Source organism: Caldanaerovirga acetigignens (genome assembly GCF_900142995.1).
GTDB classification, from domain to species: domain Bacteria; phylum Bacillota; class Thermosediminibacteria; order Thermosediminibacterales; family Thermosediminibacteraceae; genus Fervidicola; species Fervidicola acetigignens.
The window spans coordinates 174,684-197,762 of sequence record NZ_FRCR01000003.1 but is presented as its reverse complement, the minus strand read 5'-3'; the positions used below and the strand labels follow the sequence as shown (position 1 = coordinate 197,762).

At 46.0% G+C, this 23,079-nt stretch carries 25 protein-coding genes and 1 riboswitch; of the genes, 19 read left to right on the top strand and 6 right to left on the bottom strand.

Annotated features, from left to right (window positions below; genetic code table 11):
• From nadE to BUB66_RS03665, 3 genes are all read right to left on the bottom strand, one after another.
• Nucleotides 1-708 (bottom strand): NAD(+) synthase, encoded by a 708-nt coding sequence (gene nadE, locus BUB66_RS03675; protein WP_073254805.1) that lies wholly within the window; start codon nt 706-708, stop codon nt 1-3.
• A gap of 25 nt (nt 709-733) precedes the next feature.
• Nucleotides 734-2,830, bottom strand: coding sequence for a glutamine synthetase III family protein (locus BUB66_RS03670; protein WP_073254802.1), 2,097 nt, complete (start codon nt 2,828-2,830; stop codon nt 734-736).
• A 197-nt stretch (nt 2,831-3,027) separates the two neighbouring features.
• On the bottom strand, nt 3,028-3,462 hold the full coding sequence (locus BUB66_RS03665) for an Hsp20/alpha crystallin family protein (RefSeq protein WP_084098691.1): 435 nt from the start codon (nt 3,460-3,462) through the stop codon (nt 3,028-3,030).
• A 200-nt stretch (nt 3,463-3,662) separates the two neighbouring features.
• On the opposite strand from BUB66_RS03665, the gene acpS reads away from it, so the two are divergent.
• The 11 genes from acpS (at nt 3,663) to rimI (ending at nt 12,111) form a co-directional block, all read left to right on the top strand.
• On the top strand, nt 3,663-4,079 hold the full coding sequence (gene acpS, locus BUB66_RS03660) for a holo-ACP synthase (protein WP_084098722.1): 417 nt from the start codon (nt 3,663-3,665) through the stop codon (nt 4,077-4,079).
• Entirely contained in the window at nt 4,039-5,646 is a 1,608-nt protein-coding gene (locus BUB66_RS03655) for a bifunctional ADP-dependent NAD(P)H-hydrate dehydratase/NAD(P)H-hydrate epimerase (protein WP_073254796.1), read from the top strand. The genes acpS and BUB66_RS03655 overlap by 41 nt, the downstream gene beginning before the upstream one ends.
• Complete coding sequence (alr, locus tag BUB66_RS03650) at nt 5,615-6,781, top strand: alanine racemase (protein WP_073254793.1); 1,167 nt, start codon at nt 5,615-5,617, stop codon at nt 6,779-6,781. Before BUB66_RS03655 ends, alr begins: the two co-directional genes overlap by 32 nt.
• A 68-nt stretch (nt 6,782-6,849) precedes the next feature.
• Nucleotides 6,850-7,125: a CopG family ribbon-helix-helix protein gene (locus BUB66_RS03645; RefSeq protein ID WP_073254790.1), complete on the top strand. Its 276-nt coding sequence runs from the start codon at nt 6,850-6,852 to the stop codon at nt 7,123-7,125.
• 1 nt (nt 7,126) lies between these two features.
• Nucleotides 7,127-7,477 (top strand): type II toxin-antitoxin system PemK/MazF family toxin, encoded by a 351-nt coding sequence (locus BUB66_RS03640; protein ID WP_143156198.1) that lies wholly within the window; start codon nt 7,127-7,129, stop codon nt 7,475-7,477.
• Between the two features lie 103 nt (nt 7,478-7,580).
• Nucleotides 7,581-8,285 (top strand): gamma-glutamyl-gamma-aminobutyrate hydrolase family protein, encoded by a 705-nt coding sequence (locus tag BUB66_RS03635; protein WP_073254784.1) that lies wholly within the window; start codon nt 7,581-7,583, stop codon nt 8,283-8,285.
• Between the two features lie 22 nt (nt 8,286-8,307).
• Nucleotides 8,308-9,483 carry an amidohydrolase gene (locus BUB66_RS03630; RefSeq protein WP_084098688.1) on the top strand — a complete coding sequence of 392 codons (1,176 nt, stop codon included), beginning with the start codon at nt 8,308-8,310 and terminating at the stop codon, nt 9,481-9,483.
• A gap of 47 nt (nt 9,484-9,530) precedes the next feature.
• A riboswitch (FMN riboswitch) is annotated at nt 9,531-9,662 on the top strand.
• A gap of 76 nt (nt 9,663-9,738) precedes the next feature.
• Nucleotides 9,739-10,356, top strand: a complete 618-nt coding sequence (locus BUB66_RS03625; RefSeq protein ID WP_143156197.1) for an ECF transporter S component — start codon at nt 9,739-9,741, stop codon at nt 10,354-10,356.
• 123 nt (nt 10,357-10,479) lie between these two features.
• Complete coding sequence (tsaE, locus tag BUB66_RS03620; protein WP_073254781.1) at nt 10,480-10,944, top strand: tRNA (adenosine(37)-N6)-threonylcarbamoyltransferase complex ATPase subunit type 1 TsaE; 465 nt, start codon at nt 10,480-10,482, stop codon at nt 10,942-10,944.
• Nucleotides 10,941-11,675 (top strand): tRNA (adenosine(37)-N6)-threonylcarbamoyltransferase complex dimerization subunit type 1 TsaB, encoded by a 735-nt coding sequence (tsaB, locus tag BUB66_RS03615; RefSeq protein WP_073254778.1) that lies wholly within the window; start codon nt 10,941-10,943, stop codon nt 11,673-11,675. Before tsaE ends, tsaB begins: the two co-directional genes overlap by 4 nt.
• Nucleotides 11,641-12,111 (top strand): ribosomal protein S18-alanine N-acetyltransferase, encoded by a 471-nt coding sequence (gene rimI, locus BUB66_RS03610; RefSeq protein ID WP_073254775.1) that lies wholly within the window; start codon nt 11,641-11,643, stop codon nt 12,109-12,111. The genes tsaB and rimI overlap by 35 nt, the downstream gene beginning before the upstream one ends.
• 102 nt (nt 12,112-12,213) lie before the next feature.
• Here rimI and tsaD read toward each other — a convergent pair whose 3' ends face one another.
• On the bottom strand, nt 12,214-13,227 hold the full coding sequence (gene tsaD, locus BUB66_RS03605; RefSeq protein WP_073254772.1) for a tRNA (adenosine(37)-N6)-threonylcarbamoyltransferase complex transferase subunit TsaD: 1,014 nt from the start codon (nt 13,225-13,227) through the stop codon (nt 12,214-12,216).
• Between the two features lie 188 nt (nt 13,228-13,415).
• On the opposite strand from tsaD, the gene BUB66_RS03600 reads away from it, so the two are divergent.
• From BUB66_RS03600 to BUB66_RS03565, 8 genes are all read left to right on the top strand, one after another.
• Nucleotides 13,416-14,126 carry a FadR/GntR family transcriptional regulator gene (locus BUB66_RS03600; RefSeq protein ID WP_073254769.1) on the top strand — a complete coding sequence of 237 codons (711 nt, stop codon included), beginning with the start codon at nt 13,416-13,418 and terminating at the stop codon, nt 14,124-14,126.
• Between the two features lie 6 nt (nt 14,127-14,132).
• The gene (locus BUB66_RS03595) at nt 14,133-14,438 is read left to right on the top strand and encodes a (2Fe-2S)-binding protein (RefSeq protein WP_073254766.1); all 306 of its coding nucleotides are present in this window, start codon (nt 14,133-14,135) and stop codon (nt 14,436-14,438) included.
• Entirely contained in the window at nt 14,435-15,526 is a 1,092-nt protein-coding gene (locus tag BUB66_RS03590) for an NAD(P)/FAD-dependent oxidoreductase (RefSeq protein WP_143156196.1), read from the top strand. Before BUB66_RS03595 ends, BUB66_RS03590 begins: the two co-directional genes overlap by 4 nt.
• 15 nt (nt 15,527-15,541) lie before the next feature.
• Entirely contained in the window at nt 15,542-16,033 is a 492-nt protein-coding gene (locus BUB66_RS03585) for a 4Fe-4S binding protein (RefSeq protein ID WP_073254763.1), read from the top strand.
• A 1-nt stretch (nt 16,034) separates the two neighbouring features.
• Nucleotides 16,035-16,319, top strand: coding sequence for a (2Fe-2S)-binding protein (locus BUB66_RS03580; RefSeq protein ID WP_073254760.1), 285 nt, complete (start codon nt 16,035-16,037; stop codon nt 16,317-16,319).
• Nucleotides 16,303-17,448, top strand: a complete 1,146-nt coding sequence (locus BUB66_RS03575; RefSeq protein WP_073254757.1) for an NAD(P)/FAD-dependent oxidoreductase — start codon at nt 16,303-16,305, stop codon at nt 17,446-17,448. The genes BUB66_RS03580 and BUB66_RS03575 overlap by 17 nt, the downstream gene beginning before the upstream one ends.
• Before the next feature lie 106 nt (nt 17,449-17,554).
• A complete protein-coding gene (locus tag BUB66_RS03570) occupies nt 17,555-18,085 on the top strand; it encodes a DedA family protein (RefSeq protein WP_073254754.1) in 531 nt (176 codons plus the stop codon).
• Between the two features lie 476 nt (nt 18,086-18,561).
• A complete protein-coding gene (locus BUB66_RS03565) occupies nt 18,562-20,289 on the top strand; it encodes a PEP/pyruvate-binding domain-containing protein (protein WP_188092870.1) in 1,728 nt (575 codons plus the stop codon).
• A 48-nt stretch (nt 20,290-20,337) separates the two neighbouring features.
• Here BUB66_RS03565 and BUB66_RS03560 read toward each other — a convergent pair whose 3' ends face one another.
• Together BUB66_RS03560 and BUB66_RS03555 are read right to left on the bottom strand one after the other, a co-directional pair.
• Nucleotides 20,338-22,518, bottom strand: coding sequence for a YcdB/YcdC domain-containing protein (locus BUB66_RS03560; RefSeq protein ID WP_073254751.1), 2,181 nt, complete (start codon nt 22,516-22,518; stop codon nt 20,338-20,340).
• A gap of 303 nt (nt 22,519-22,821) precedes the next feature.
• Nucleotides 22,822-23,022, bottom strand: coding sequence for an EscU/YscU/HrcU family type III secretion system export apparatus switch protein (locus BUB66_RS03555; protein ID WP_244269738.1), 201 nt, complete (start codon nt 23,020-23,022; stop codon nt 22,822-22,824).
• Between the last annotated feature and the right edge of the window lie 57 nt (nt 23,023-23,079).

Here is a 23,079-nt window from a genome sequence, read left to right as displayed (position 1 = left end):
TTAAAATGGAGGCTTAAGAGGCAATATTCTTTTATGTTCGCTTGATTTTATCATCGCGTTTATTTTCTCCTCGATTTCCCTCGAAGCCTTTCCGGTGAGGATGTATTCGTCCAGTTGATTGTATGTCAAGCCCATTTCACTCTCGTCGGTCTGTCCTTCCCAGAGCCCTGCTGTAGGGGGTTTATCGACAATTTCTTTAGGAATTTTGAGAAATCGGGCTAATTCGCGGACTTGACTTTTTATAAGATTCCCAAGGGGTAGCAGGTCTACTCCGCCATCGCCGTATTTAGTGAAGTAGCCCACAGTCAATTCGCTCCTGTTCCCCGTCCCTACCACTAAAAAATTGTTTAGAGCAGCATAGTAATAAAGTGTAATCATCCTAAGGCGAGATTTTATGTTGGCTAAAGCTTTTTTATTTTCAGTCTTATCAAGTATTGCAGCGAATTTGTCAAAAACCTCGTCCAAGATAATTTTTTTGTATGGAATGCCGAATTTTTCTGCAACCATTAGCGCATCTTCTTCGTCTTTTGGGTCACTGTGGCAAGGCATGATGAGCCCCAGGCAATCATCCTCGAAAGCCTTTTTGCAAAGGACCCCCACTACGGCAGAATCTATCCCGCCGCTCAACCCGAAGACCGCCCCCTTAGCATTGGCTTCATAGACTTTTTCCCTCAGCCAGCCGACCAGAGATTTATACAATTTTTCCATAGCAATCTCCTCTCGAAATGATAAATTACACGAGGAACAGTATATCGGTGTAAGTTGGCAATGGCCACAGTTTTGCGTCCACTATTTTTTCCAGTTTATCGCCGGTTTCTCTCAGTGCGGACATCTTACTGAATACCACATCCCTGTAATATGAGGCTTTGGCATAAAGGTCCTCCTCCATATTGGATGCTTCGTTAAGCGATGTTTCCAGTTCATCGAGTTTTTTCTTGAATTCCTCAAGCAACGTGGAAATTTCTTCGAGTAACTCGGTTTGAGCCGTTGTCGTTATTTTTAGTCCCGTGCTTTTGATCGAGTTAATAGATTCAGAAATCTTTGCGGTATAGTCTATTGTAGCGGGAATTATTTGCCGCATTGCTATATCGATCATGGTTAGTGCCTCGATATTAATCGTTTTTATATAATTTTCCAACATTATGTTGTAGCGCGATTCAAGTTCACGCCTGTTTAATACCCCGTGTTTTTCCATAAGCCTTATATTTTTCTCTCTGATCAAAGCGGGAATCGCTTCAACGGTGTTTTTGATATTTGGTAGTCCTCTTTTTTCGGCTTCTTTGACCCATTCTTCTGAGTATCCATCGCCGTTGAATATAATTTTTTTATGCCTTTTGACAATTTCCTGAAGTAAAGCCTGCACTTCTTCATCGAGATTCGATGCTTTTTCCAACCTATCGGCGATTTGGGACAGCGACTCGGCGACTATTGTATTTAGAACAAAACAGGCGGTTGCTATTGATGAAGAAGACCCGACCATCCTGAATTCAAATTTATTTCCCGTAAATGCAAAGGGAGATGTCCTGTTTCTGTCTGTTGTGTCCTTCCACAATGCGGGAAGGGTGGATACGCCTATTTTCAATACCCCGCCGTTTTTTGATGATGTTGCTGCACCTTTTTCTATCTGCTCGAGAATGTCCGTAAGCTGCTCGCCGAGGAAAATGGAGACTATCGCAGGGGGTGCCTCATTGGCTCCGAGACGGTGGTCATTTCCTGGATTTGCTATACTTACCCTCACTAAATCGGCATATTCATCTATGGCCTTGATTACGGCGCAGAGAAATACCAAGAATTGGGCGTTTTCGTGGGGGGTATGGCCTGGCTCCAAAAGATTTTGACCATCATCGGTGCTCATCGACCAGTTTATATGCTTACCTGAACCGTTGATACCTGTGAAGGGTTTTTCGTGTAAGAGACAGACAAGGCCATGCCGCAAAGCAATTTTTTTCATCAGCTCCATTGTGAGTTGATTGTGGTCTGCCGCGATGTTTGCCGTGTTGTAAACTATTGCAAGTTCATACTGGGAAGGTGCCACTTCATTGTGCTTGGTCTTGGCAGGTATGCCCAGCTTCCATAATTCTTCGTCCAGTTCTTTCATGAATGCCGAAATTCTTTCTTTGATAGAAGCAAAGTAATGGTCTTCCATTTCTTGGCCTTTTGGGGATCTTGCTCCAAATAGGGTCCTTCCTGTAAGAATTAGGTCCTTGCGCTTCTCGTACATCTTTTTATCAATTAGAAAGTATTCCTGTTCGGGGCCTACGGTTGAGACGACCTTTTTTGCGGTGTTATTGCCGAACAATCTCAATACTCTAAGGGCTTGTTTTGACAAGGCTTCCATAGACCGCAGCAGCGGTATTTTCAAATCCAACGCCTCACCCGTATAGGAGAAAAAAGCTGTGGGTATATACAGGGTGTTATCCATTATGAAAGCCGGCGAAGTGCAGTCCCACGCAGTATACCCTCTTGCTTCAAAGGTGCTCCTCAGGCCGCCGGATGGAAAAGAAGATGCATCGGGTTCTCCTTTTATAAGCTCTTTACCGGAGAATTCGGCGATAACCTTGCCTTCCTGAGTGGGAGAAATAAAAGAGTTGCGTTTTTCTGCTGTTGCGCCGGTGAGTGGCTGAAACCAGTGGGCGAAGTGAGTCGCGCCTTTTTCGATCGCCCAGTCCTTCATGGCGTTGGCTACTACTTCGGCAACCGATGGGTCAAGCGGAATCCCCTCCTCTATTGTTTTCTTTAAAACTTTGTATGTTGCTTCAGGGAGCCGCTCTCTCATAACAGAGTCGTTAAAAACATTTTTTCCAAAGGCTTCTCTAAATTTGCTCTCCATTTCTTTTAACCCCCTTGTTTGTGACTTGTAAACTATTTTTGTAAAAATTATATGCTCAGCGGGTAATATTGTCAATAAAATGTAAGGTTTTTAATATAAAAAATTGAAAACCTTACATTATGTGTCGAAATAATCTTTTGATAAGAAAAAAATAAAAGGCAAGGCGATTTTTACGCCTTGCCTGTGGCTACGAATGCCTATTCTATTTCAATCTTTCGGCCTGAAGGTTTGCTCGGGGTCATTTTGGGCAATATAACCTTTAGAACTCCGTTATTGTAGTTTGCCTTTATCTTTTCTGCATCTACATTTTCAGGGACAGGGATGGTTCTGCTGAAACTTCCCCTTCTGCGTTCGCGGTGAATGTAATTTTCTCTCTTTTCTTCGGTTATTTCATCATGCTGTCCGGAAATGGTGAGCATGTTGTTTTCGTACCTTATTTCTATGCTGTTTTTGTCAAAACCGGGCATATCGGCTTCTACTATATATTCGCTTTCGGTCTCCCGCATGTCGATCCGGATGGGCTGCTGTCCGAAGAAATCGAAGAAATTATCAAGGAAGTTTTCTACGTCAAACTCAAAGATGCTTGGGAAAAATCCTCTTCTTCTCCAAGGCATCAATTCCCGGCCGCGCATACCATTCCCTCCTTTTACAAATTTTACTACTGGCAATTATAATTATAATACAAAGGTCAAAGAAGGTCAATACCTTACCTGTAAAATTTTTTAATATTCGGGAAGGTGTTTGGGGTGGGAATATAGAATTATTTATTGCATTAGATTAACCTAGCATATATTATTTCCCTTTTTTCCTGGAAACATAGAGGTGATTTTTGGTGGAAATAGGAGTCGATATAATAGAGATCAAAAGGATAAAAAGAGCAGTGAAGAATGATAATTTTATAAGAAAGATATTTACAAAAGAGGAAATAAATTTAATTAAACAAAAAAAAGGCGAGATTCTCTACAGGTACGTGGCCGGCAGGTTTGCTGCAAAAGAAGCCGTAAGCAAAGTGTTAGGGACTGGCATTGGCTATGTAAGATGGAAGGATATACAGATACTATCGGATGAATCGGGAAAACCGACGGTGAGGCTCGGCGGAAAGGCTTTGGAATTAGCGGAAAGCTGGGGATTTACTCGGTTGCTTGTCAGCATTTCCCACTGCCGGGATTATGCCGTGGCCTTTTCAATGGCGGAAGGGGGCGTGAAGGATGAGGGCAGTAAGTCCTTCGACAATGCGGCAGATAGATAGAAGGGCTATTGAGGTTTACGGAGTTCCGGGGATAGTCCTGATGGAAAACGCCAGCAGAGCGGTGGCCGTTGCTGTGAGGCAAAAGATTGAAGAAGTGTACGGAAAAAAGAAATCTCCGCGGAAGGTGGCCGTGGTCTGCGGCAAGGGCAATAACGGCGGTGACGGCTTTGGGGCCGCAAGACACCTTGCCAATATGGGTTTTGAGGTGATGGTTTTTCTGGCGTCGCCTTTTAATGAGATTTCGGGGGATGCCGCGGTAAACCTCAAAGTCATAAAAAATATGGGAATTCCCGTTTTGGAGCTAAAAGGGGATGGCGAATCGGAGAAACTCAGGGGACTTTTTGATGGATTTAGTGCAGTAGTGGATGCCCTTTTCGGGACCGGCCTGAGGGGGGAAGTGGGAGGGTTTCACAAAAAGCTCATAGAAGCGATAAATGAGTCCGGACTTCCCGTTATTGCAGTAGATATACCATCGGGAATATGCGGGACGACCGGAAGGGTACTGGGCGCTGCGGTGAAAGCCGATGTCACGGTAACGATGGGAGCTTTGAAAGTAGGTTTGTTGCTCTATCCGGGGGCAGCCTATGCGGGTAGGGTAGTAATCGCGGACATAGGTATACCCAACAGGGTTTTTGAGGAATTCGAAGCCGATGGTTGTCTTTTGGAACCGGCGCTCATAAAAGGCTATATTAAAAGCCCCGCACCCGATGCCCACAAGGGAGACATGGGTAGGGTTTTCATTTTAGCGGGTTCAAAAGGGATGACGGGGGCTTGTGCCCTTTCGGGACTAGGTGCGGCCCGGTGCGGAGCAGGGCTCGTGACGCTGGGGGTGCCGGAAAGTTTGAACGACATCCTTGAGGTGAAGGTGACCGAGGTTATGACCCTGCCCCTTCCCGATACGGGGGAAGGGACGCTCTCGGAGGAAGCTTTAAAGCCCGCACTGGAATTTGCCCAAAAATGCGATGCGGTTGTAGTCGGCCCCGGGCTTTCGTGCCATCGGGAAACGGCGAAATTCGTGAGAAGCTTTGTATCAGAATACGAAAGGCCGATGGTGATAGACGCCGACGGGATAAACAACCTTTCTCGGAGTCCCGGGGTGCTCAAGGATGCTAAAGCTCCCGTCGTAATCACGCCTCACCCCGGGGAAATAGCAAGGCTGCTTTCCATGACACCCCGGGAAGTGCAGGAAAACAGGTGGGATGTGGCAAAAAAGGCCGGCGAAACCTTCGGATGTACGGTGGTCTTAAAGGGAGCCCGCACCTTGATATACTCGCCGGGACACCCGGTCTATATAAATCCCACCGGAAACCCGGGAATGGCTACGGGCGGCAGCGGCGATGTGCTCGCCGGCATGATAGGCGCTTTTCTGGCAAGGGGTCTTGATGCTGTGGAGGCTGCCGCGGCCGGAGTCTACCTGCACGGGCTGGCAGGGGATGCGGCGGCGGAGAAAAAAGGTGAAATCCCGCTGGTGGCAGGGGATATAATAGAAAACATCCCTGAGGCTTTAAAATACCTGCAAAAAGGGGAGAAAGTATATGGATATGAGATTCAGACCTACCAGGGCTGAGATAAACCTGGATAACCTGGAACACAACATCAACGAAATAAAAAGGATAACAAGTTCCGGGGCCTTCCTCTGCGCGGTGGTGAAGGCCGATGCCTACGGCCACGGAGCCGTGGAAGTAGCAAATACGGCCCTTTCATGCGGGGCAAAGTATTTGGCCGTGGCCATCTTGGAAGAAGCTTTATCTTTAAGGGAAGCGGGAATAAAAGCGCCCATCCTGATTTTGGGTTTTACACCCGAGGAGCAGTTTGATAAAATAGTAGAGTACGGCATAACCCAGACCGTTTACAACCTTAATTCCGCGAAGTTGCTTTCAAAAAAAGCCGAAGAGCGTGGATTTAAGGTCAAGGTTCATATAAAGCTCGATACCGGCATGTCGAGAATTGGCTTTCCGGCAAGAATGTCGTGCCTTACGGATATTGAGGAGATATTTAAACTCCCCGGGATTGAAGTGGAAGGCATTTTCACCCACTTTGCAAAGGCCGACGAAAGGGACAAGAGCTTTACTAAAGAGCAGTTTGAGAAATATGACATGATTGTAACGGCCTTGGAGAGCCGGGGATTCAGAATACCGATAAAACATGTGGCCAACAGCGCTGGGATTATCGACCTTCCGGAAATGCACCTTGACATGGTAAGGCCCGGCATCATCCTTTACGGCATCTACCCTTCCGATGAAGTAGAAAGGGAAAAAATCAATTTAAAACCCGTGATGAGCTTTAAAACCTGCGTATCCCACGTAAAAAGGGTGCCTGCAGGCACTCCGATAAGTTACGGAGGAACTTTTGTCACGAAAAGAGAGAGCATCATTGCGACCTTGCCTGTGGGGTATGCAGATGGTTACCCGAGACTTTTGTCTTCCAGAGCGGAGGTCTTGATAAAGGGGAAAAGAGCCCCGATAGTTGGCCGGATCTGTATGGACCAGAGCATGGTGGACGTTACCGATGTTCCCGGAGTAATGCCCGGCGACGATGTTGAACTTTTTGGCGAAGGAAAGGACGGCGCGGTTACGGCCGATGAAATAGCCAGGATAGTTGGTACCATCCCTTATGAAATTGTATGCGGCATATCCAAAAGGGTTCCCAGAATATACATTAAAAATGGTAAAATAATAAAAATAAATAACCCTCTGGCATGAGAGGTATAATTTACATAGCCAAAAGGCATAATGTTATTGATTTTTGATAACATGTAGGGGGTGCCAATGTGGTGGAACTCAGAAGGATTGTGGTCAACCTGCCAGACAGCCTTCTGAGGCAGGTGGACATGATATTGTCAAAGGAGAAAAAAAACCGAAGCGAATTTATTCAGGATGCCATGAGATTATATCTTAGAGAAAGGGAAAGGATAAGAATGAGAGAGCAGCTAAAAAGCGGGTATCTGGAAATGGCGGAAATAAATCTAAGGATGGCGGAATTTGGGATAAACGAAGACTTAAAAGATTTGATGCTTTATGAGACAAGTCTTTCGGAGAGTGAATAAGGTGCAGATAAGACGAGGAGACGTATTTTATGCCGACTTAAATCCCGTTGTCGGTTCCGAACAAGGGGGCATACGGCCTGTATTGGTAGTGCAAAATGACGTGGGGAACAAGTACAGCCCCACCGTTATCGTGGCAGCGATTACTTCCCAGATCGACAAGGCCAAACTGCCCACTCACGTGGAACTTAAACGCGGAGAATACGGCCTGGAGAAGGATTCGGTAATACTCCTGGAACAATTGAGAACCATAGACAAGAGGCGACTGAGGGAAAAGGTGGCTTTTCTTGACAGCGAAATAATGGCTAAGGTTGATGAAGCGCTGAAGATAAGCCTGGGACTTGTGGAATTTTAAATTTAAGCCCGCCCAGGGCTTTTTGATTTTTTGAAGGATTTTTAGGTTTTATTTAGAATTTAATAAATCAAAGTCATAAATGTCTGCAGGAAGAGGAGAGAAAATGAGGCCGTTGATAGCGATAACGTGTTCTTTTGCCGAAGAAAAAATTTTTTTAAATCGCGGGTATTATGAAGCGGTGGAAAAAGCTGGAGGGATTCCGGTAGGTGTTGCGCCTTTGAAGGACAAGGATGCCCTTTCTACTATTCTCGATAGGGTGGATGGTCTGCTCCTTTCGGGAGGTCCCGATGTTGACCCGAGGTATTTTGGAGAAAATCCGATGCCTGGTCTTGGCGTGGTAAATCCGTTGCGCGATGAGGCGGAAATCTTCCTATGCCGCGAAGCCGTAAAAAGGAAAAAGCCGTTGCTCGGCATATGCCGCGGTGTGCAGCTTATAAACATAGCCTTGGGAGGCACCGTTTACCAGGATATCGGCTCTGAAATTGAAAAGCCGCTGAAGCACCGGCAGGATGCTCCCCGGTGGTACGCCAGCCACGATGTGAATATATCGAAGGATTCACTGCTTTACCGAATATTGGAATCCAACCTAGTTCCGGTTAACAGCTTCCACCACCAGGCCGTAAAAGACGTGGCGGAATTATTAAAACCCGTGGCCTTTTCGCAGGATGGCATAGTGGAAGCATTGGAAAGTGCATCCGGGGAATTTTTTTTGCTGGGGGTGCAGTGGCACCCCGAGGAGATGTGGCAAGAATATCCTCTTCAGCTTAAGCTCTTTGAAGCTTTAGTCGATGCGGCCCGGAGGAAGTGACTACAAAGAGGAGGGATAAGTCGTGATAGCCATAAAAGGCGGTACGGTCTACACCATGAAGGGCGAAATAATAGAAGGAGGGACGGTGTTAATTGAGGACGGCAAGATTGTCAAAGTAGGTAAAGATATACGGGTGCCGGAAGGCTGTGAGGTGATAGACGCCGGGGGCAAATATATTTTTCCCGGCTTTATTGACGCCCACAGCCATGTGGGTATTTTTGAAGAAGGCGTGGGGGAAATAGGAGAGGACGGCAACGAAATGACTGACCCTGTAACGCCCCACCTGAGGGCCCTTGATGCCGTAAATCCGGGAGATAAGGCTTTTGACGATGCGATAAAGGGTGGAGTTACCTGCGTTTTTACCGGGCCCGGCAGTGCCAACGTGATAGGAGGCCAATCCATTGCTGTCAAGACCTTTGGTCGAGTCATAGACAAAATGGTCGTAAAAGCTCCGGCAGGGCTCAAAGTGGCTTTCGGAGAAAATCCCAAGCGAGTTTATGGTCAGCAAAAAAAGATGCCCTCCACCCGAATGGGAACGGCGGCCCTCCTAAGGGAGACATTAACAAAAGCGAAAAATTACCTGGAAAAAAGAAAAATAGCCATGGAAAAAGGAGAGTTTTTCGAAAAAGACCTTAAAATGGAAGTGCTCTCTGAGCTTTTGGAGAAAAAGATTCCACTGAGGGCCCACGCTCATAGGGCGGACGACATAATGACTGCTATAAGAATAGCTCGAGAATTCGATGTGGAAGTTGTGATAGAACACTGCACCGAGGGGCATCTCATTGCCGATGAGCTGGCGGAACTAGGCGTGCCTGCAGTGGTGGGACCTTCTTTGACGTCCCGCTCAAAAGTGGAGCTAAAAGATTTGAGTTTTAAAACCGCAGGCATCCTGGCAAAAAGAGGAGTCAAAGTAGCGATAATGACGGACCATCCCGTTGTTCCCATACAGTACCTAAATATATGCGCTGCCCTTGCGGTGAAAGAAGGAATGAAACAGGAAGATGCCCTTTCGGCCATTACCATTAACCCTGCCGAGATTATCGGCATAGCGGACAGGGTGGGCAGTATCGAGGAAGGCAAGGACGCCGATATAGTAATATGGGACGGCTTCCCATTAGAGGTCATGTCAAAACCGGAGCTTGTAATGATCGAGGGCAAGGTGGTTTATAAAAGAGAAGAATTCCCCCTTGACAAGTAAAAGTTATTTGATATATTTGATTATGAAAAACTTATTAATTTCCGAGGATATGCCTTCGGGGCAGGGTGAAATTCCCGACCGGCGGTGAGCCTGTAAGGCGAGCCCGCGAGCCCTTTTTTGGGGTTGACCCGGTGAAAATCCGGGGCCGACGGTTAAAGTCCGGATGGGAGAAGGCGAGAATTTATTGTGTGACATTGTTGCCCCGGGGTTTATCCCGGGGCTTAAATTATTATGAGATATTCGGAGGTGTAAAAAATGAGTGCGCTTAACAATTCAAAAGCGGAGTCTTTGCGCGAGACCAGAAACCTTACAAAAGTGGCGGTCCTGGGAGTTATGGCTTTTTTGTTGATGACTTACCTCGAATTTCCGCTTCCTATGTTTCCCTCTTTTTTGAAGATGGACTTAAGCGACCTGCCTGCCCTGCTTGCAGGTTTTGGAATAGGGCCATGGGCGGCAGTATTGGTCGAAATAATCAAAAACATTATGCACGCGATTTTTAAAAACCAGACCGCATTTGTAGGGGAGATAGCCAACTTTTTGACGGGAGTTCTATTTGTAGTGCCAGCAACCTTGGTGTACGCTGCTAATAAGACAAAAGCGGGTGCGATAATTGGAATGATCCTTGGAACTTTAATGATGGCTGTTGGCATGGCTCTGGCCAATTACTATGTCTTCCTCCCGCTTTATGCAAAAATATTTAATATGCCCATCGATGCAATAGTGAGTATGGGTTCGAGCGTCAACGGGAGGATAGTAGATTTGAAGACCCTTGTGGTTTATAGCATCGTTCCGTTCAACATCTTAAAAGGTGCAATAATAATGGCTATCACCCTGCTTATTTACAAAAAAGTTTCTCCCATTTTGCACAGCTAACTCGAATGAACGCAAGCACTAACCGGGTAACGGTTGGTGCTTTATTTTTAAGTTTTTATCAAAGGGAATTTGCGATATAATGTAAATGTATATGTAAAACTAATACGAAGAATGGGGAAAATTATGGAGTTTAAAGTTGTTTTTGAAACCAAAAGCGTTGTAGAGACACAGGAGCTGGGAGAAAAATTGGGTAGTCTCCTTTCAAAAGGGGATTTGGTGGCCTTAAAAGGGGATTTGGGTGCGGGTAAAACAGCCTTTGCAAGGGGAATTACAAGAGGGGTCGGAAGCGAGGATTTTGTGACGAGTCCCACCTTTACAATAATAAACGAGTATGGTGGAGATGTGCCTGTTGCCCACATTGATGTTTACAGGTTGAGCGATGCCGGAGAATTAGAAGAGATAGGATTTAGAGACTATTTAAAAGAATATGTCGTCATAATTGAGTGGGCGGATTTGGTCATCGACATTCTTCCCGAAGAGATTCTTTGGGTGGAATTAGAGACGATTGGAGAGCAGGAAAGAAGGATAATTTTCACGGCAAAGGGAAAAAAGTACGAAAAAATTTTGCAGGAGATGAAGAAGTCATGAAGGTCCTTGGCATAGATACATCTTCTGAAGTTGCAACGGCAGCATTGCTTGCGGAAGAAAAATTAGTGGGAGAGTACATTTTGAACCACCGTCACACCCATCTTGAAAAGCTCGTCTCAATGATTGACAGGCTTCTTTCCGATTCGTACACCCAATTGGGAGAATTGGACGCCATAGCGGTGGCCATAGGTCCGGGGTCCTTTACCGGAATAAGGATAGGAATGGCTTGTGCCCAGGGGCTTTCTCACGTTCACGGTATACCCCTTGTTGGGGTCAATACACTGGACGCTTTGGCACACAATCTCATGCACTGCGGTGATTTTTTATGCCCTGCCGTTGATGCCCAGAGGGGCGAAGTGTACGCTTGCCTTTACCGTTGGGAAGGCAAAGAATTGGTCCGCTTTTGGGATTATGAGGTAATAAAGGTGGAGAAACTAGTAAAACGGCTTATTGACTTAAACCAGAATGCCGTTTTGCTGGGAGATGGAGCGCCTTTGGTGCATTCTTCTCTTCCTGAAGATGTAAAATCTGCGGGAAAGCTCGTAGTGGCAAAAAGGCCTTTTGCCATGCCCAGAGCATCTTCGGTGGCTGAGGTTGGCTTAAAGGATTTGAAGGCCGGAAAAACCTTTAATTGTTTTAATATCAGGCCTTTTTACATGAGAAAATCCCATGCAGAAGAAAAGTGGGAGGAAAGGTATGGAAAGGGCAAGTCTGGAAAAAGTAACCGTTGAGCTTATGGGAGTGGAAGATTTGGACCAGGTGATGGAAGTAGAAAAGTTGAGCTTTACCAATCCTTGGTCCAAAAATTCTTTTTTCCTTGAGCTTACGACGAATGAGCTCGCCACGTACATAGTGGCCAAGGTCGACGGCAGGGTTGTGGGCTATGCGGGAATGTGGCTAATTGTTGGGGAAGCTCACGTGACCAACGTGGCGGTCCACCCCGGATTCAGAAAAAAGGGTATAGGGGAGCTTCTTATGCGCTCCCTCATAACGATGGCCAGGGAAAGCGGAGCCAAGATGATGACCCTCGAAGTGAGAAAGAGCAACTACATTGCCCAGAACCTTTATACTAAATTGGGATTTGAGCCCATAGGGATAAGGCGGGGATACTATACTGACAACAATGAAGACGCTGTCATAATGTGGACAAATTTGAATGAAAAGTAAGTATTATCCACATATCCACAAAGTTATCCACAGAAAAAACTTAAAAACCATCCTTTGTACGTCACTTATCCACAATTTCCCCAGTTTTATTTTCCACATGTATCAAAAAAGTCTCAGATTTGCATAAGCTTCGAGGCTTAGGTCTGACGAAAATCCTTGCCTGTACCTGTAATAGCCTGCACATGCTATCATGGCGGCGTTGTCAGTGCAGAGTTTTACTGGCGGGAAGTGAATTTCGAATTTGTCGTCGGCTCTTTTTTGGAATTCCTCCCTTAGCCGGCTGTTTGCAGCGACGCCTCCTGCCAGAGCTATAACCCGGCAGTTGGTTCTTTTTGCCGCTTCAATGGTATTTTCCACAAGAGCACTTACGACGGCTTTTTGAAAGCTGGCAGCTACGTCTTCTACTTTTACCAGAACCCCTTTTTGCCTGCAGTGGTTGAGAAAATTGAGAACGGCTGATTTAAGGCCGCTGAAGCTGAAATCCAGGTCACTTCCCTTTATCTGGGCGACCGGAAAAGAGATAGCGTTTTCGTCGCCCTGCCGGGCTATTTTGTCGATAGCCGGCCCCCCTGGGTAGCCAAGGTTCAAGGCCCTCGCTATTTTGTCAAAAGCCTCACCGGCAGCGTCGTCCACTGTCCTGCCCAGCACGGTGTATTTTCCATGGTCCTCCATGTGGATAAGATGAGTGTGTCCTCCAGAAACTACGAGGCAAATAAAGGGAGGTTCAAAATCGTTTTCAAGGAAATTAGCGTAAATATGCCCCTCTATGTGATTAACCCCGATGAGGGGCTTTTTTATTGCGTAAGCTACGGCTTTTGCGTAGGAGACGCCGACAATCAAAGCGCCTATTAGCCCGGGGCCATTGGTGACTGCTACCAGGTCTACGTCACTAAAATTGACGTTAGCTTCTTGAAATGCCTTCTCTACAACTGCGCATATAGATTCCAGGTGTTTCCTTGATGCGATTTCAGGTACAACGCCGCCGAATCTTTCGTGCCATTCAGTCTGGGAAAGTATGACGTTAGAAAGAATCTTTCTGCCGCCCGCTACTACTGAAGCCGACGTTTCATCGCAGGAAGTTTCTATGCCGAGTGTTATTAATTCTCCGTTTTTCATAGCAAATCCCCTTTCTAAAAAGTAATCTTAGCACAACGGCGTTCGTTGTGCAATTTGTTAAATAGTAAACTAATAATGTAAATTAAAAAATGTGTATTTAATTCGAAGGATTTTTTAAATAAATGAAGAATATCTATAAAGTAAATATAACTGGATGACCAAGTAAGCTAAATAGTCAGGAGGTCATCATGAATTTCCAAAGGGTCAAAAACGTGAGGCTGTATGAAACCATAATCCAGCAGGTAATGGGCATGATCGACAAGGGGGAATTGAAGCCCGGCGACAAGTTTCCGTCCGAAAGGCAGCTTATAGAACAACTCGGAGTGAGCAGGTCGATTTTGAGGGAGGCTTTCAGGGTGTTAGAATCAAGGGGCATAGTGGAGAGCCGTCCGGGCGGAGGGAGATATCTAAGGAAAATATCCGGCTCTTCCTTCATGAACTTTACCTCGATGGACTTGGAAAGAGATGCGCTTTTGGATGTCATTGAAGCCAGGGAAATTATCGAAATAAGGGTTGTAAGCTTGGCGACGAAGCGCGCAACAAAAGAGGACATAGAAAAGTTGATGGCATTGGATAGAGAATTCCACGGGGCTGGCACGAGTTTGGAAGAATACCGGGAAAAAGACAAAGATATGGCCTTTCATCTGGCATTGGCCGAAGCGTCGCATAATTTCGTCCTAAAGGAGGTGGTGGCCTACCTTCTCACGGTAAGCAAGGACTTGCGGGAAAAAACTATGTTGGATTTCGACGACTGGCTGGAGCTATGCAGGCAGCACAGCGATATAGTTAAAGCCATTTCTGAGCGCAAGGAAGATGAGGCCGTTGAAAAGATCAAAGTGCACCTCAGGGAATTGAGGCATTACATATTAAAAGAAAAGCATTTTAAAGATGAGAGGTGAAGGGACATGAGAATCGAAGAACACCCTATATTGACTTTCAAGCGGGGAAGGGAAGTTGAATTCACCTTTAACGGCAAAAAGATGAAAGGATTTGAAGGGGAGCCCATTGCGGCGGCGCTGCACGCCAACGGCGTGAGGGTTTTAAGTTACAGCAAAAAGCTGAAAAGACCGAGGGGATTTTATTGTGCCATAGGGAATTGTTCTTCATGCCTCATGACCGTGAACGGCGAACCGAACGTGAGGGTGTGCACCGAGAAGCTGCGCGAAGGCATGGTAATAGAAACACAGGAAGGCAGGGGTGAACTCAATTGAAGCAGGCACAGATTGCGGTTATAGGTGGGGGACCGGCTGGCCTCATGGCGGCGCTGGCTGCTGCGGAAATGGGCGCAAGCGTCACGCTGATAGACAGAAATTCGAGACTGGGAGGGCAGCTCGTAAAGCAGACACACAAGTTTTTCGGCTCGGAAAGGCAGTACGCTTCGGTGCGCGGAATAGAAATTGCTGAGATTTTGTCGGAAAAGATAAAAGAAAACCCGAAAATTAAAGTAATGTTGGATTCGACAGTCGTTGCCTATTATCCCGATGACGGCGTGTTGGGGATCGAGGTTGAAGAGAAAAAATGGGTTAAGATGAAGGCTGAGAGAATTGTTGTAGCAACGGGCGCCTCGGAAAAATTTCTGCTTTTTGAAAACAACGACCTTCCCGGAATTTACGGAGCCGGGGCCGTGCAGACCCTGATGAACGAACACGGGGTGTTGCCGGGTAAAAACGTGCTGATGGTCGGAGCAGGCAACATAGGCCTCATTGTGAGTTACCAGTTGATGCAGGCGGGGGTCAACGTAAAGGCGATAATCGATGCCGCGCCTACAATAGGGGGTTACTGGGTTCATGCTTCAAAAGTGGCAAGACTTGGAGTGCCCATCCTTACTTCTTATACTGTGAAGGCGGCATATCCCAACAAGATGACAGGAGCCCTGGAAAGGGCGGTTATATGGAAGTTGGATGAAAATTGGAAGCCGGTACCGGGGACTGAAAAAGTGTTTAACGTGGATGTGATGTGCATAGCGGTGGGGCTGTCACCTCTGGCAGAACTTTTGTGGCAGGCCGGCTGCAGGATGAAATACGTTCCGGAACTCGGAGGGCATGTGCCCGTGAGGAACGAGAATATGGAGACAACGGTTCCCGGAATTTACGTGGCCGGCGATGTGGCTGGAGTGGAAGAGGCTTCGAGCGCAATGATGGAGGGAAGGCTGGCAGGTCTTTCTGCTGCTCAAAGTCTCGGATATGACGATGGTAGTTGCGAGGAAAAGAAGGCAGAGGTTAAAAGAGAGCTTGAAAATCTGCGCTCCGGGCCGGTCGGGGAGAAAATCCGCAAAGGACTTTCCAAATTAGCCTCGTAAGGAGTGTGAATTGATATGCTTGCTACAAACGGAATACCGACGGCAGAGGAATTGGCCCCTAGGATTCCTCCGGCCGAAAGGCTCAAAAAGGGGCCAGTGGCGGTTATCGAATGTTTCCAAAAAATCCCTTGCAATCCGTGCTACACCGCCTGCAGGGTCGGAGCAATAGAAAAGTTTGAAGATATAAACGACCTTCCCAAAATCGATTACGAAAAATGCATTGGGTGCGGTCTTTGCATAAGCAAGTGTCCGGGACTTGCCATATTTGTAGTCGATGAGACTTATTCGGAAAGTGAAGCCACGGTGTCTATGCCCTTTGAGTTTCTCCCGCTTCCGGAAGAAGGCCAGGAGGTTGAGTTGCTGGACAGAAGCGGTGCGATGGTAGGTAGGGGTAGGGTCGTAAAGGTACGGAAGGGGAAGTATGAAGATAGGACCCCAATCGTTACCGTAACAGTTCCGAAGCATCTTTCGATGGCGGTAAGGAATATAAAGGTCGGGGTGGTATAAAATGAAAAGCAAGACGATTATCTGCCGGTGCGAGGACGTGACGCTTGAGGAAATCGAGGCCCTTATAGAAAAGGGATATACATCGATGGAAGAGATAAAAAGGATAACCCGCTGCGGCATGGGACAGTGCCAGGGCCGGACATGCCGGACGTTGCTTTTGGCGGAGCTTGCGAAGGCAACGAATAAAAATCCAGCAGAAATAGAGGTAACTACTTTCCGGCCTCCTGCCAAAAATATAAAGATGTCGGTGATACTGGAGGGAAGCGAAGATGAAAAAAACTGCTGAAATTGTAATTATAGGCGGGGGGATATCGGGCCTTGCCACGGCTTATAACCTCGCGGCCATGGGCATGAAGGATGTGGTGGTGTTAGAAAAAGGTTACCTGATGAGCGGTTCTACCGGAAGATGCGGCGCTGGCGTCAGGCAGCAGTGGGGAACGGAGATGAACTGCCGTCTTGCCAAGGCTTCCTGCGAGATTTTCGAAAACCTAAACGAAATTTTGGACTATGAAGGAGATATCGAATTCAAACAGGGCGGATACCTGCTGATGGCCGTAACGGAAAAAGAAGTGGAGCAGTTCAAGAAAAACGTTGCCCTTCAAAATAGTTTAGGGATAAATTCGGTGCTCCTCACCCCCGAAGAGGCAAGGGAGATAGTGCCGGACCTTAATATAGAAGGTATTTTGGCGTGTGCTTTCCACCAAAAGGATGGCCACGCCAATCCTTTCCACACTATGATAGCTTATGCACAAGCGGCAAAAAGGCTCGGCGTGGAGATTTATACCTATACTGAAGCGACGGGGATTATTGTCGAAGAAGGAAGGATTAAAGGCGTAAATACCAACAAAGGAGATATTTACACGGATAAGGTACTCATCGCCGCAGGTGCCTGGTCGAAGGAAGTGGGCTTTATGGCTGGCGTAGACATACCCGTGAGGCCAGAACGCCACCAGATCCTCGTTACAGAGCCCGTAAACCACCGCCTGGGCCCTATGATAATGTCCTTTGCTGGTAATATTTACTGTCAGCAGGAACCGGGCGGGGAATTCATAATGGGTCACGGCCCCGCGGAACACGAAACTTACAGCGTAACATCATCGTGGGACTTTGTGGAGGAGATGTGCAGGAAAGCGGTGAGATTCCTGCCTTACTTAAAAAATGTGCGAATCGTGCGGCAGTGGTCGGGTCTTTATGAGATATCTCCCGATGCCCAGCCCATCCTGGGCAGGGTAGAGCAGGTGGAGGGGCTTTACGTAGCCACCGGTTTTTCAGGCCACGGATTTATGTTCGGGCCCATAACCGGTGTGCTTATGGCGGAATGCGTTTTAGGACTTCCCACGAGTATACCTATCGATAAACTGGACCTCGGAAGGTTTGAAAGGGGCGAGCTCATATTCGAACCGTCTGTTGTATAAAGTTGCATAAATGGGCTATACGGCCCATTTTTTTTATATATAATTTTTTTTAAATAAGGCAAAAATAAAAAAATGGACATAGCGAAAAAATTTATGGTGAAAACTTATGAGCTTGCCTATAATAAAACTATACGATATAGTGTTAAAGTACGGTTGGATTGCTATTTTTGCTGTTTTTGCCTTGGAAGGAACGGGAATGCCGTTTCCCGTACAGGTGGTATTCATTGCTTGTGCCTTTCTCATAAAAATCGGAAGAATTTCTTTCTGGAATACCGTAATAATTATAGCCCTAGGCAACCTTTTTGGAAACGTGCTCGCATATTATGCGGGTCGCACCAAAGGAAAACCCTTTTTCGACAGGTACGGGAGAAAAATTAAGCTTTGGCGGGAAGGCTTTGAAATGGTAAAGGAGTGGTACATCCGCTATGGAGGTCCTTTCATAATCGCAAGCAGGTTCATTGGGATTCCGCGCACTCCGGCTATTTGGGCTTCGGGCATCGTAGGAATAGATTTTAAAGTTTATTTTATTTACAGTTTTCTTGCGGATTTTTTGTGGGCATATTTTTATACCTTTTTGACATATAAGGGGCTTACCTTATTTCCCTTGTTCCAATATTTTAAGGCCAGATATAAATAGCAAAGTAAGAGCCCGCAGCAACCTACGCTACGGCTATCAGAGATCTCTACGTAGCCCGCTGCAACCTTTCGGCTGCATGGGACCATTACAAAACCCCTGATAACCTTCGCTCGACCTTCACGAGTACCTTAGAAGCCTTAAGCAATCTCTCGACTGCTTAAGACCTCGAGCCAAACCTCATTAAAAGGTCGTGACCTGCGGAACCCATGAAGATCTTAGCTCGAATGTTATGCATCCTTTTGGACCCTTGAATGACCCAATCAGGCCATCCAAGAGCCTTATAAGACACATAACACTCTGCCCGCCGGCCGGTACCGGTGTTTGGCACCCGATACCGACCTTTGGCCGACCGCCGCAGGACCTTATCAAAGTCCTGCGGCGATCTTGGCTCGGCTGCTGCGAACCCTTACGTTCTTATTTTTCCCCCTTTGAAAATTAATATACATTTTTAAAGAATATTGGGGAGGCATTTTTGAATGTCAATGAATGAGAATAAAAAATTAAAAAGTTATATAGCTTTTGACCCGCTCCAATTGGAAGAATTCAAAAGGAGGACGCTGGGTTTCGGGTCAATCGGAGGAAAAGCTAAGGGATTTTTGTTTTCGAAACTACTGCTTGAAAAGAAGGAAGATGAAATTTTAACTAACGTGACAATACCTACTAGCTATTTTATAGCGACTAGTGTATATGAAGACTTTATTGAAAAAAATAAGATTTACAAGATTATAGAGGACGAGCCGGATGAAATTAAGAAAATTCAAAAGGCCATTATGGGTGGGGATTTTCCTGAATACGTGATCGGGTTTCTGAGGAAGATTGTTGCTGAGATGGACTATCCTCTGGCAATCAGGTCGTCTTCAATGTTGGAGGACAGCGTGAAATACTCTTTTGCAGGCAAATATTTTACTACGTTCATACCAAATAATGGTGGCGAAGAACAAAGACTGCACCAGATAACTTTTGCGATAAAACAGGTTTATGCCAGCACGTTTGGGATAAATGCGGTAGTGTACAGAAAAAAGCATAACCTACCCGAAGAAAAGATGGCGGTCATCGTTCAACAACTTTTTGGAAAACGAAGGGGCGATGGTTTTTACCCGGAAATTGCGGGTGTGGGGTTTTCCCAGAATTACCGGCGCTTTACGGAGAGGATACGAAAGGAAGACGGGGTCGTTCGGATGGTCTTCGGCCTCGGCACAAGGAGCACGAATAGAGGATATGCGAGAACCTTCTCTCTGACGAATCTGGAATTAAGGCCGGAAGGAAATAATGTCCAGGAGATTGCCAAGTACTCCCAGGAAACTTTTGATATGCTGAACTTGAGGACGGGATATTTGGAATCTTACAATATCAATGAGCGGCTCGACCTGATACCGTATCACAGGAACTTTAATAAACTCTGCAGCCTCTATTCTGCCTACGAAAACGTGATAAAGGATATTCCTGCTGTGATATCTTCCCTAGGACCGGGAGAAAAGCTTATATTCACCTTTGACAGGTTTCCCGCATATAAACCCCGTTTTTTCAAATTGATGAAATATCTTTTTTCAGTGCTCGAGGATGCGATGGGGATTGCGGTGGATGTGGAGTGGGCGTACGAGCCTGAGGATCCCAAGTTTGCCCTGATTCAGGTAAGGCCTCTTTCTAGCAAGGAAGAATACCGCAAGGTAAGGATTCCGGAAGGAATAAAAAGGGAGAATATTATACTTGCCGGGGACCGAATGCTGACCAACGGTATGGTGCAGGGGGTAAAATTTCTGGTCTACGTGGACCACGACGAATTTTACGCATGCGCTGACAAATACGCTATCGCCAGGGAAGTGGGAAGGGTTAACGAGAGCCTTGCAGGGGAAAAGTATATCCTGGTGGGGCCGGGGCGATGGGGCTCAAGCAACCCCTTGCAGGGCGTTCCCGTAAACTATAACGAAATCTGCAACTGCGGAGTTCTGGTTGAGGTGGGGATTCAAAGGAAAAATTTTACACCGGAACTTTCTTACGGCACCCACTTTTTCGCCGATTTAGAGCTGGACGGCATTCTGTACATGCCCGTTTTCGACAACATTAAGACAAATATCATTAATTTCGATTGGTTCAGAAACGCCCCCAGAAAGGCCACCGGTCATAAGGCTGTCTGGATTTATGAGGGAGAATTCGATGTCTACCTGGACGGGGACAACATGAAAGGGGTTATAGTCAAAAAATGAAGACGGGTTAAACAGGCACAAGCCTGATCAACCCGTCTTTACAAATCGTTACCTTTCCGCGCTCATAAACCGAACGAGGGCAACGGCTGCCTGGGCTCTAGTAACCTCAGCCTGAGGCAGGAAATTACCCGAGGTACCCCTGATAAGCCCAAGACCCATTGCTATTGCTGCATGGCCTTTGTAAGCCGGATTTACTGCCGAAGCGTCTTTTGCCTTTATTATATATATATCGTTAATCGAAGCTACCTTCTCAAACCCCATAGCTCTTACTAAAACTGCCGCCATCAATTCCCTCGAAATGGGGCTTTGTTTGGCGACTTCTCCCTTTTTGATCAATCCTAGCCTCACGGCGGATTCGATTATTTTTTCGTCCTGGTCTACGGTTTCCCGCGTTTCATCATTATTTACATATTCAGGCATGGGCTTTGCCATACCTGTTATTGGGTAACCGCCAGTAGCTTTAAGCATCATTTTCAAAAATTCAGTTGCTTTTATTTTTTCGTCAGGTCCGAATTTATCGCTTTCAGCTTCTATTATACCCAGGTCGCAAAGCAGCCTTATCTCCTTTTCCGCCCAATGGCCTTTTATGTCTTTAAATTCTATTCTGGGTTTTTCTTCGATGGTATTTCCTGTATAATCCAGGGGCTTCATGTTAAAGGCGTCAAAGGTGTTAGAGCTGAAGGGAGTAATTCTATATACGAGCTTGTAATTGCTCTTTCCCGATTCATAAAACGGCACATACGAAAGCTGCAGGCCTATTTTTTCCAAAAAGAGCTTTTCAGCGTCGCTTTTATCTACTATTCCGGCGGGTTCGGGGAAAGAAGCCTCCGTCCATCTGGTGTAGTAACTTAAAATCTTGCCGGTTTTAGCATCAACGGTTACGCTAAAGCCGTTGTCCGGGAAGGGTATGTCGTTTACCTGCCTTACATAATTGAAGCCGAATTCCCTGACTTCTTCGGAAGTCGGTGGTTGGCTTACGGGTTTTTCGAGCTTTACCATGCCGTACTTTTCGGGCTGCACCAATTTTAAAAATTCATCGGCCTTTTTCTGGGCATCTTCAAGGTTCAGGTTCTGCCTGAAATCCTGGGTGTATCTTGAGCTATCATAAGTATAAAAACTCAAGAGCTCTGCATTTGAAGCATCGATCTGCGCACTTATAGTTCCGTAGTCTTCGGGCTTATCAGTTCTCTTTTCCCAGCTTAAGCTCCACAACCTCCGGCCCGGATTTTCGTAATCCTCGTAAAGCGATGCATATTGTTGCACATAGTTTTCTGGAATTTCCACGTAATTTTTTACGATTTCGATAGCTTTTTCCTTTGATATTAGTTTTTTTGCATCTTCCAGCTCTTTTTGCTCCTGAGGAGTGAGTTCGGTCAAAGCCTGTTTGATTATATCACCCGCTCCGGCTTCCCCATAATATGGCGGGTACCTGTAATCAGGGCTTCTTTGTATGACCTCGCCAGAGTAAGCATCAACAAAGAAGCTGTTGGGACTTTCTATTTGATAAACCAGCTTTATTTTGAGCTGCCTTTTTTCATAGTCGAAGTAACGCTTGTAAATCAAATTCAACCCGGATTTTTCGAGGAAAATCTTTTCGGCATCACCTTTTGACAGGATTTTTTCAGGGGAGGGAAGTTCGCCGAAATACCACTCGAAACTGTAATCTATAACCTGGCCTGTAAAGGCGTCTACGGTTATATAAAAACCATTGTCGACTACAGGAATACCCTCGTGTATCCGTTGAAAATAAAAGCAGTACTGCCTCGCATAAATGTCGATAAGGGGCCGTACAGGTGGCAGCGGCTCAGGGCTTAGAACTGTGTTTTCAAACTCCTCGGGTTGCAGCTTTGCCGCGAACCCTATAGCGATGTTCTTCGCCTCGTCTTCAGAAAATTTTGGCAAAATTGCGCCTTTTCCTGAGTCACTTCCAGGGTATATGGAAAGATTCTTTATGTGTCCCCTGTCAGCGTCCACCGTAGCATAAAGACTTGGGTAAGGCTCTTTAGAAGAGGTCCAATTTAAATACCAGAAAGCGCCTTCCGGTGTTTCCCTGTAATCTATCGAAAATTTGTCGTATATCCTAGTATCGAAAAATTTCTTCACGAGTTCTACTGCTTGCTCTCGAGAAATTTTCGGACTTTCGCCTTCTAATGCGAAAGCGGGAAAGGCCGAGAATACCAGGAAAAGGATAAACAAAATAACGATAGAACTAATAAATTTTTTCCACATATATTATGTTCCCCCTCGCAAGATATAGGATTTAATTTTCTACCACCCCCTCTAAAATAATTATACTATTAATTGCTGAAATTTACCAGAAATAAAAAAATAACGGGCTTTTTAGCCCATTATTCCTGTTCCCAGACGAGTTTTAGGATTTTTTCAACATCTTTTATGGCTTTATTTATTTTCTCCACTACAACCTGGTTATTCGAAAACAGCAATTCTAGCATTTATGTTCCCCCCTAATGAAAATAATATTCAATCTCATCTAGTCACATTATAACATGAAAATGATTTTCAATCAAGCAGCTATTGAGAAATTTTTTCATCTAGTTTATATATGAAAGCAAGGACCTCGGCTATCGCTGCATATAGTTCTGGCGGAATTTCTAATCCAACCTCCACTGAAATTAGTGCCTTAACGAGTTCCGGGTCTTTATGGATTGGAATTCCGCATTCGGCGGCTGTCTCTATGATTTTTTGTGCTATTTCGCCCCTGCCGGAAGCGATGACTTTTGGAGCAAAATCCTTGTCGAGGTCGTATTTGATCGCAACGGCTTTTTTGCC

Bases quoted from the DNA above. Each gene is read 5' to 3' on its own strand.
- nadE (WP_073254805.1), bottom strand. From the start codon at position 708: ATGGAAAAATTGTATAAATCTCTGGTCGGCTGGCTGAGGGAAAAAGTC.
- BUB66_RS03670 (WP_073254802.1), bottom strand. From the start codon at position 2,830: ATGGAGAGCAAATTTAGAGAAGCCTTTGGAAAAAATGTTTTTAACGAC.
- BUB66_RS03665 (WP_084098691.1), bottom strand. From the start codon at position 3,462: ATGCGCGGCCGGGAATTGATGCCTTGGAGAAGAAGAGGATTTTTCCCA.
- BUB66_RS03655 (WP_073254796.1), top strand. From the start codon at position 4,039: ATGAGGGCAGTAAGTCCTTCGACAATGCGGCAGATAGATAGAAGGGCT.
- alr (WP_073254793.1), top strand. From the start codon at position 5,615: ATGGATATGAGATTCAGACCTACCAGGGCTGAGATAAACCTGGATAAC.
- BUB66_RS03635 (WP_073254784.1), top strand. From the start codon at position 7,581: ATGAGGCCGTTGATAGCGATAACGTGTTCTTTTGCCGAAGAAAAAATT.
- BUB66_RS03625 (WP_143156197.1), top strand. From the start codon at position 9,739: ATGAGTGCGCTTAACAATTCAAAAGCGGAGTCTTTGCGCGAGACCAGA.
- tsaE (WP_073254781.1), top strand. From the start codon at position 10,480: ATGGAGTTTAAAGTTGTTTTTGAAACCAAAAGCGTTGTAGAGACACAG.
- tsaB (WP_073254778.1), top strand. From the start codon at position 10,941: ATGAAGGTCCTTGGCATAGATACATCTTCTGAAGTTGCAACGGCAGCA.
- rimI (WP_073254775.1), top strand. From the start codon at position 11,641: ATGGAAAGGGCAAGTCTGGAAAAAGTAACCGTTGAGCTTATGGGAGTG.
- tsaD (WP_073254772.1), bottom strand. From the start codon at position 13,227: ATGAAAAACGGAGAATTAATAACACTCGGCATAGAAACTTCCTGCGAT.
- BUB66_RS03600 (WP_073254769.1), top strand. From the start codon at position 13,416: ATGAATTTCCAAAGGGTCAAAAACGTGAGGCTGTATGAAACCATAATC.
- BUB66_RS03595 (WP_073254766.1), top strand. From the start codon at position 14,133: ATGAGAATCGAAGAACACCCTATATTGACTTTCAAGCGGGGAAGGGAA.
- BUB66_RS03585 (WP_073254763.1), top strand. From the start codon at position 15,542: ATGCTTGCTACAAACGGAATACCGACGGCAGAGGAATTGGCCCCTAGG.
- BUB66_RS03580 (WP_073254760.1), top strand. From the start codon at position 16,035: ATGAAAAGCAAGACGATTATCTGCCGGTGCGAGGACGTGACGCTTGAG.
- BUB66_RS03575 (WP_073254757.1), top strand. From the start codon at position 16,303: ATGAAAAAAACTGCTGAAATTGTAATTATAGGCGGGGGGATATCGGGC.
- BUB66_RS03570 (WP_073254754.1), top strand. From the start codon at position 17,555: ATGAGCTTGCCTATAATAAAACTATACGATATAGTGTTAAAGTACGGT.
- BUB66_RS03565 (WP_188092870.1), top strand. From the start codon at position 18,562: ATGTCAATGAATGAGAATAAAAAATTAAAAAGTTATATAGCTTTTGAC.
- BUB66_RS03560 (WP_073254751.1), bottom strand. From the start codon at position 22,518: ATGTGGAAAAAATTTATTAGTTCTATCGTTATTTTGTTTATCCTTTTC.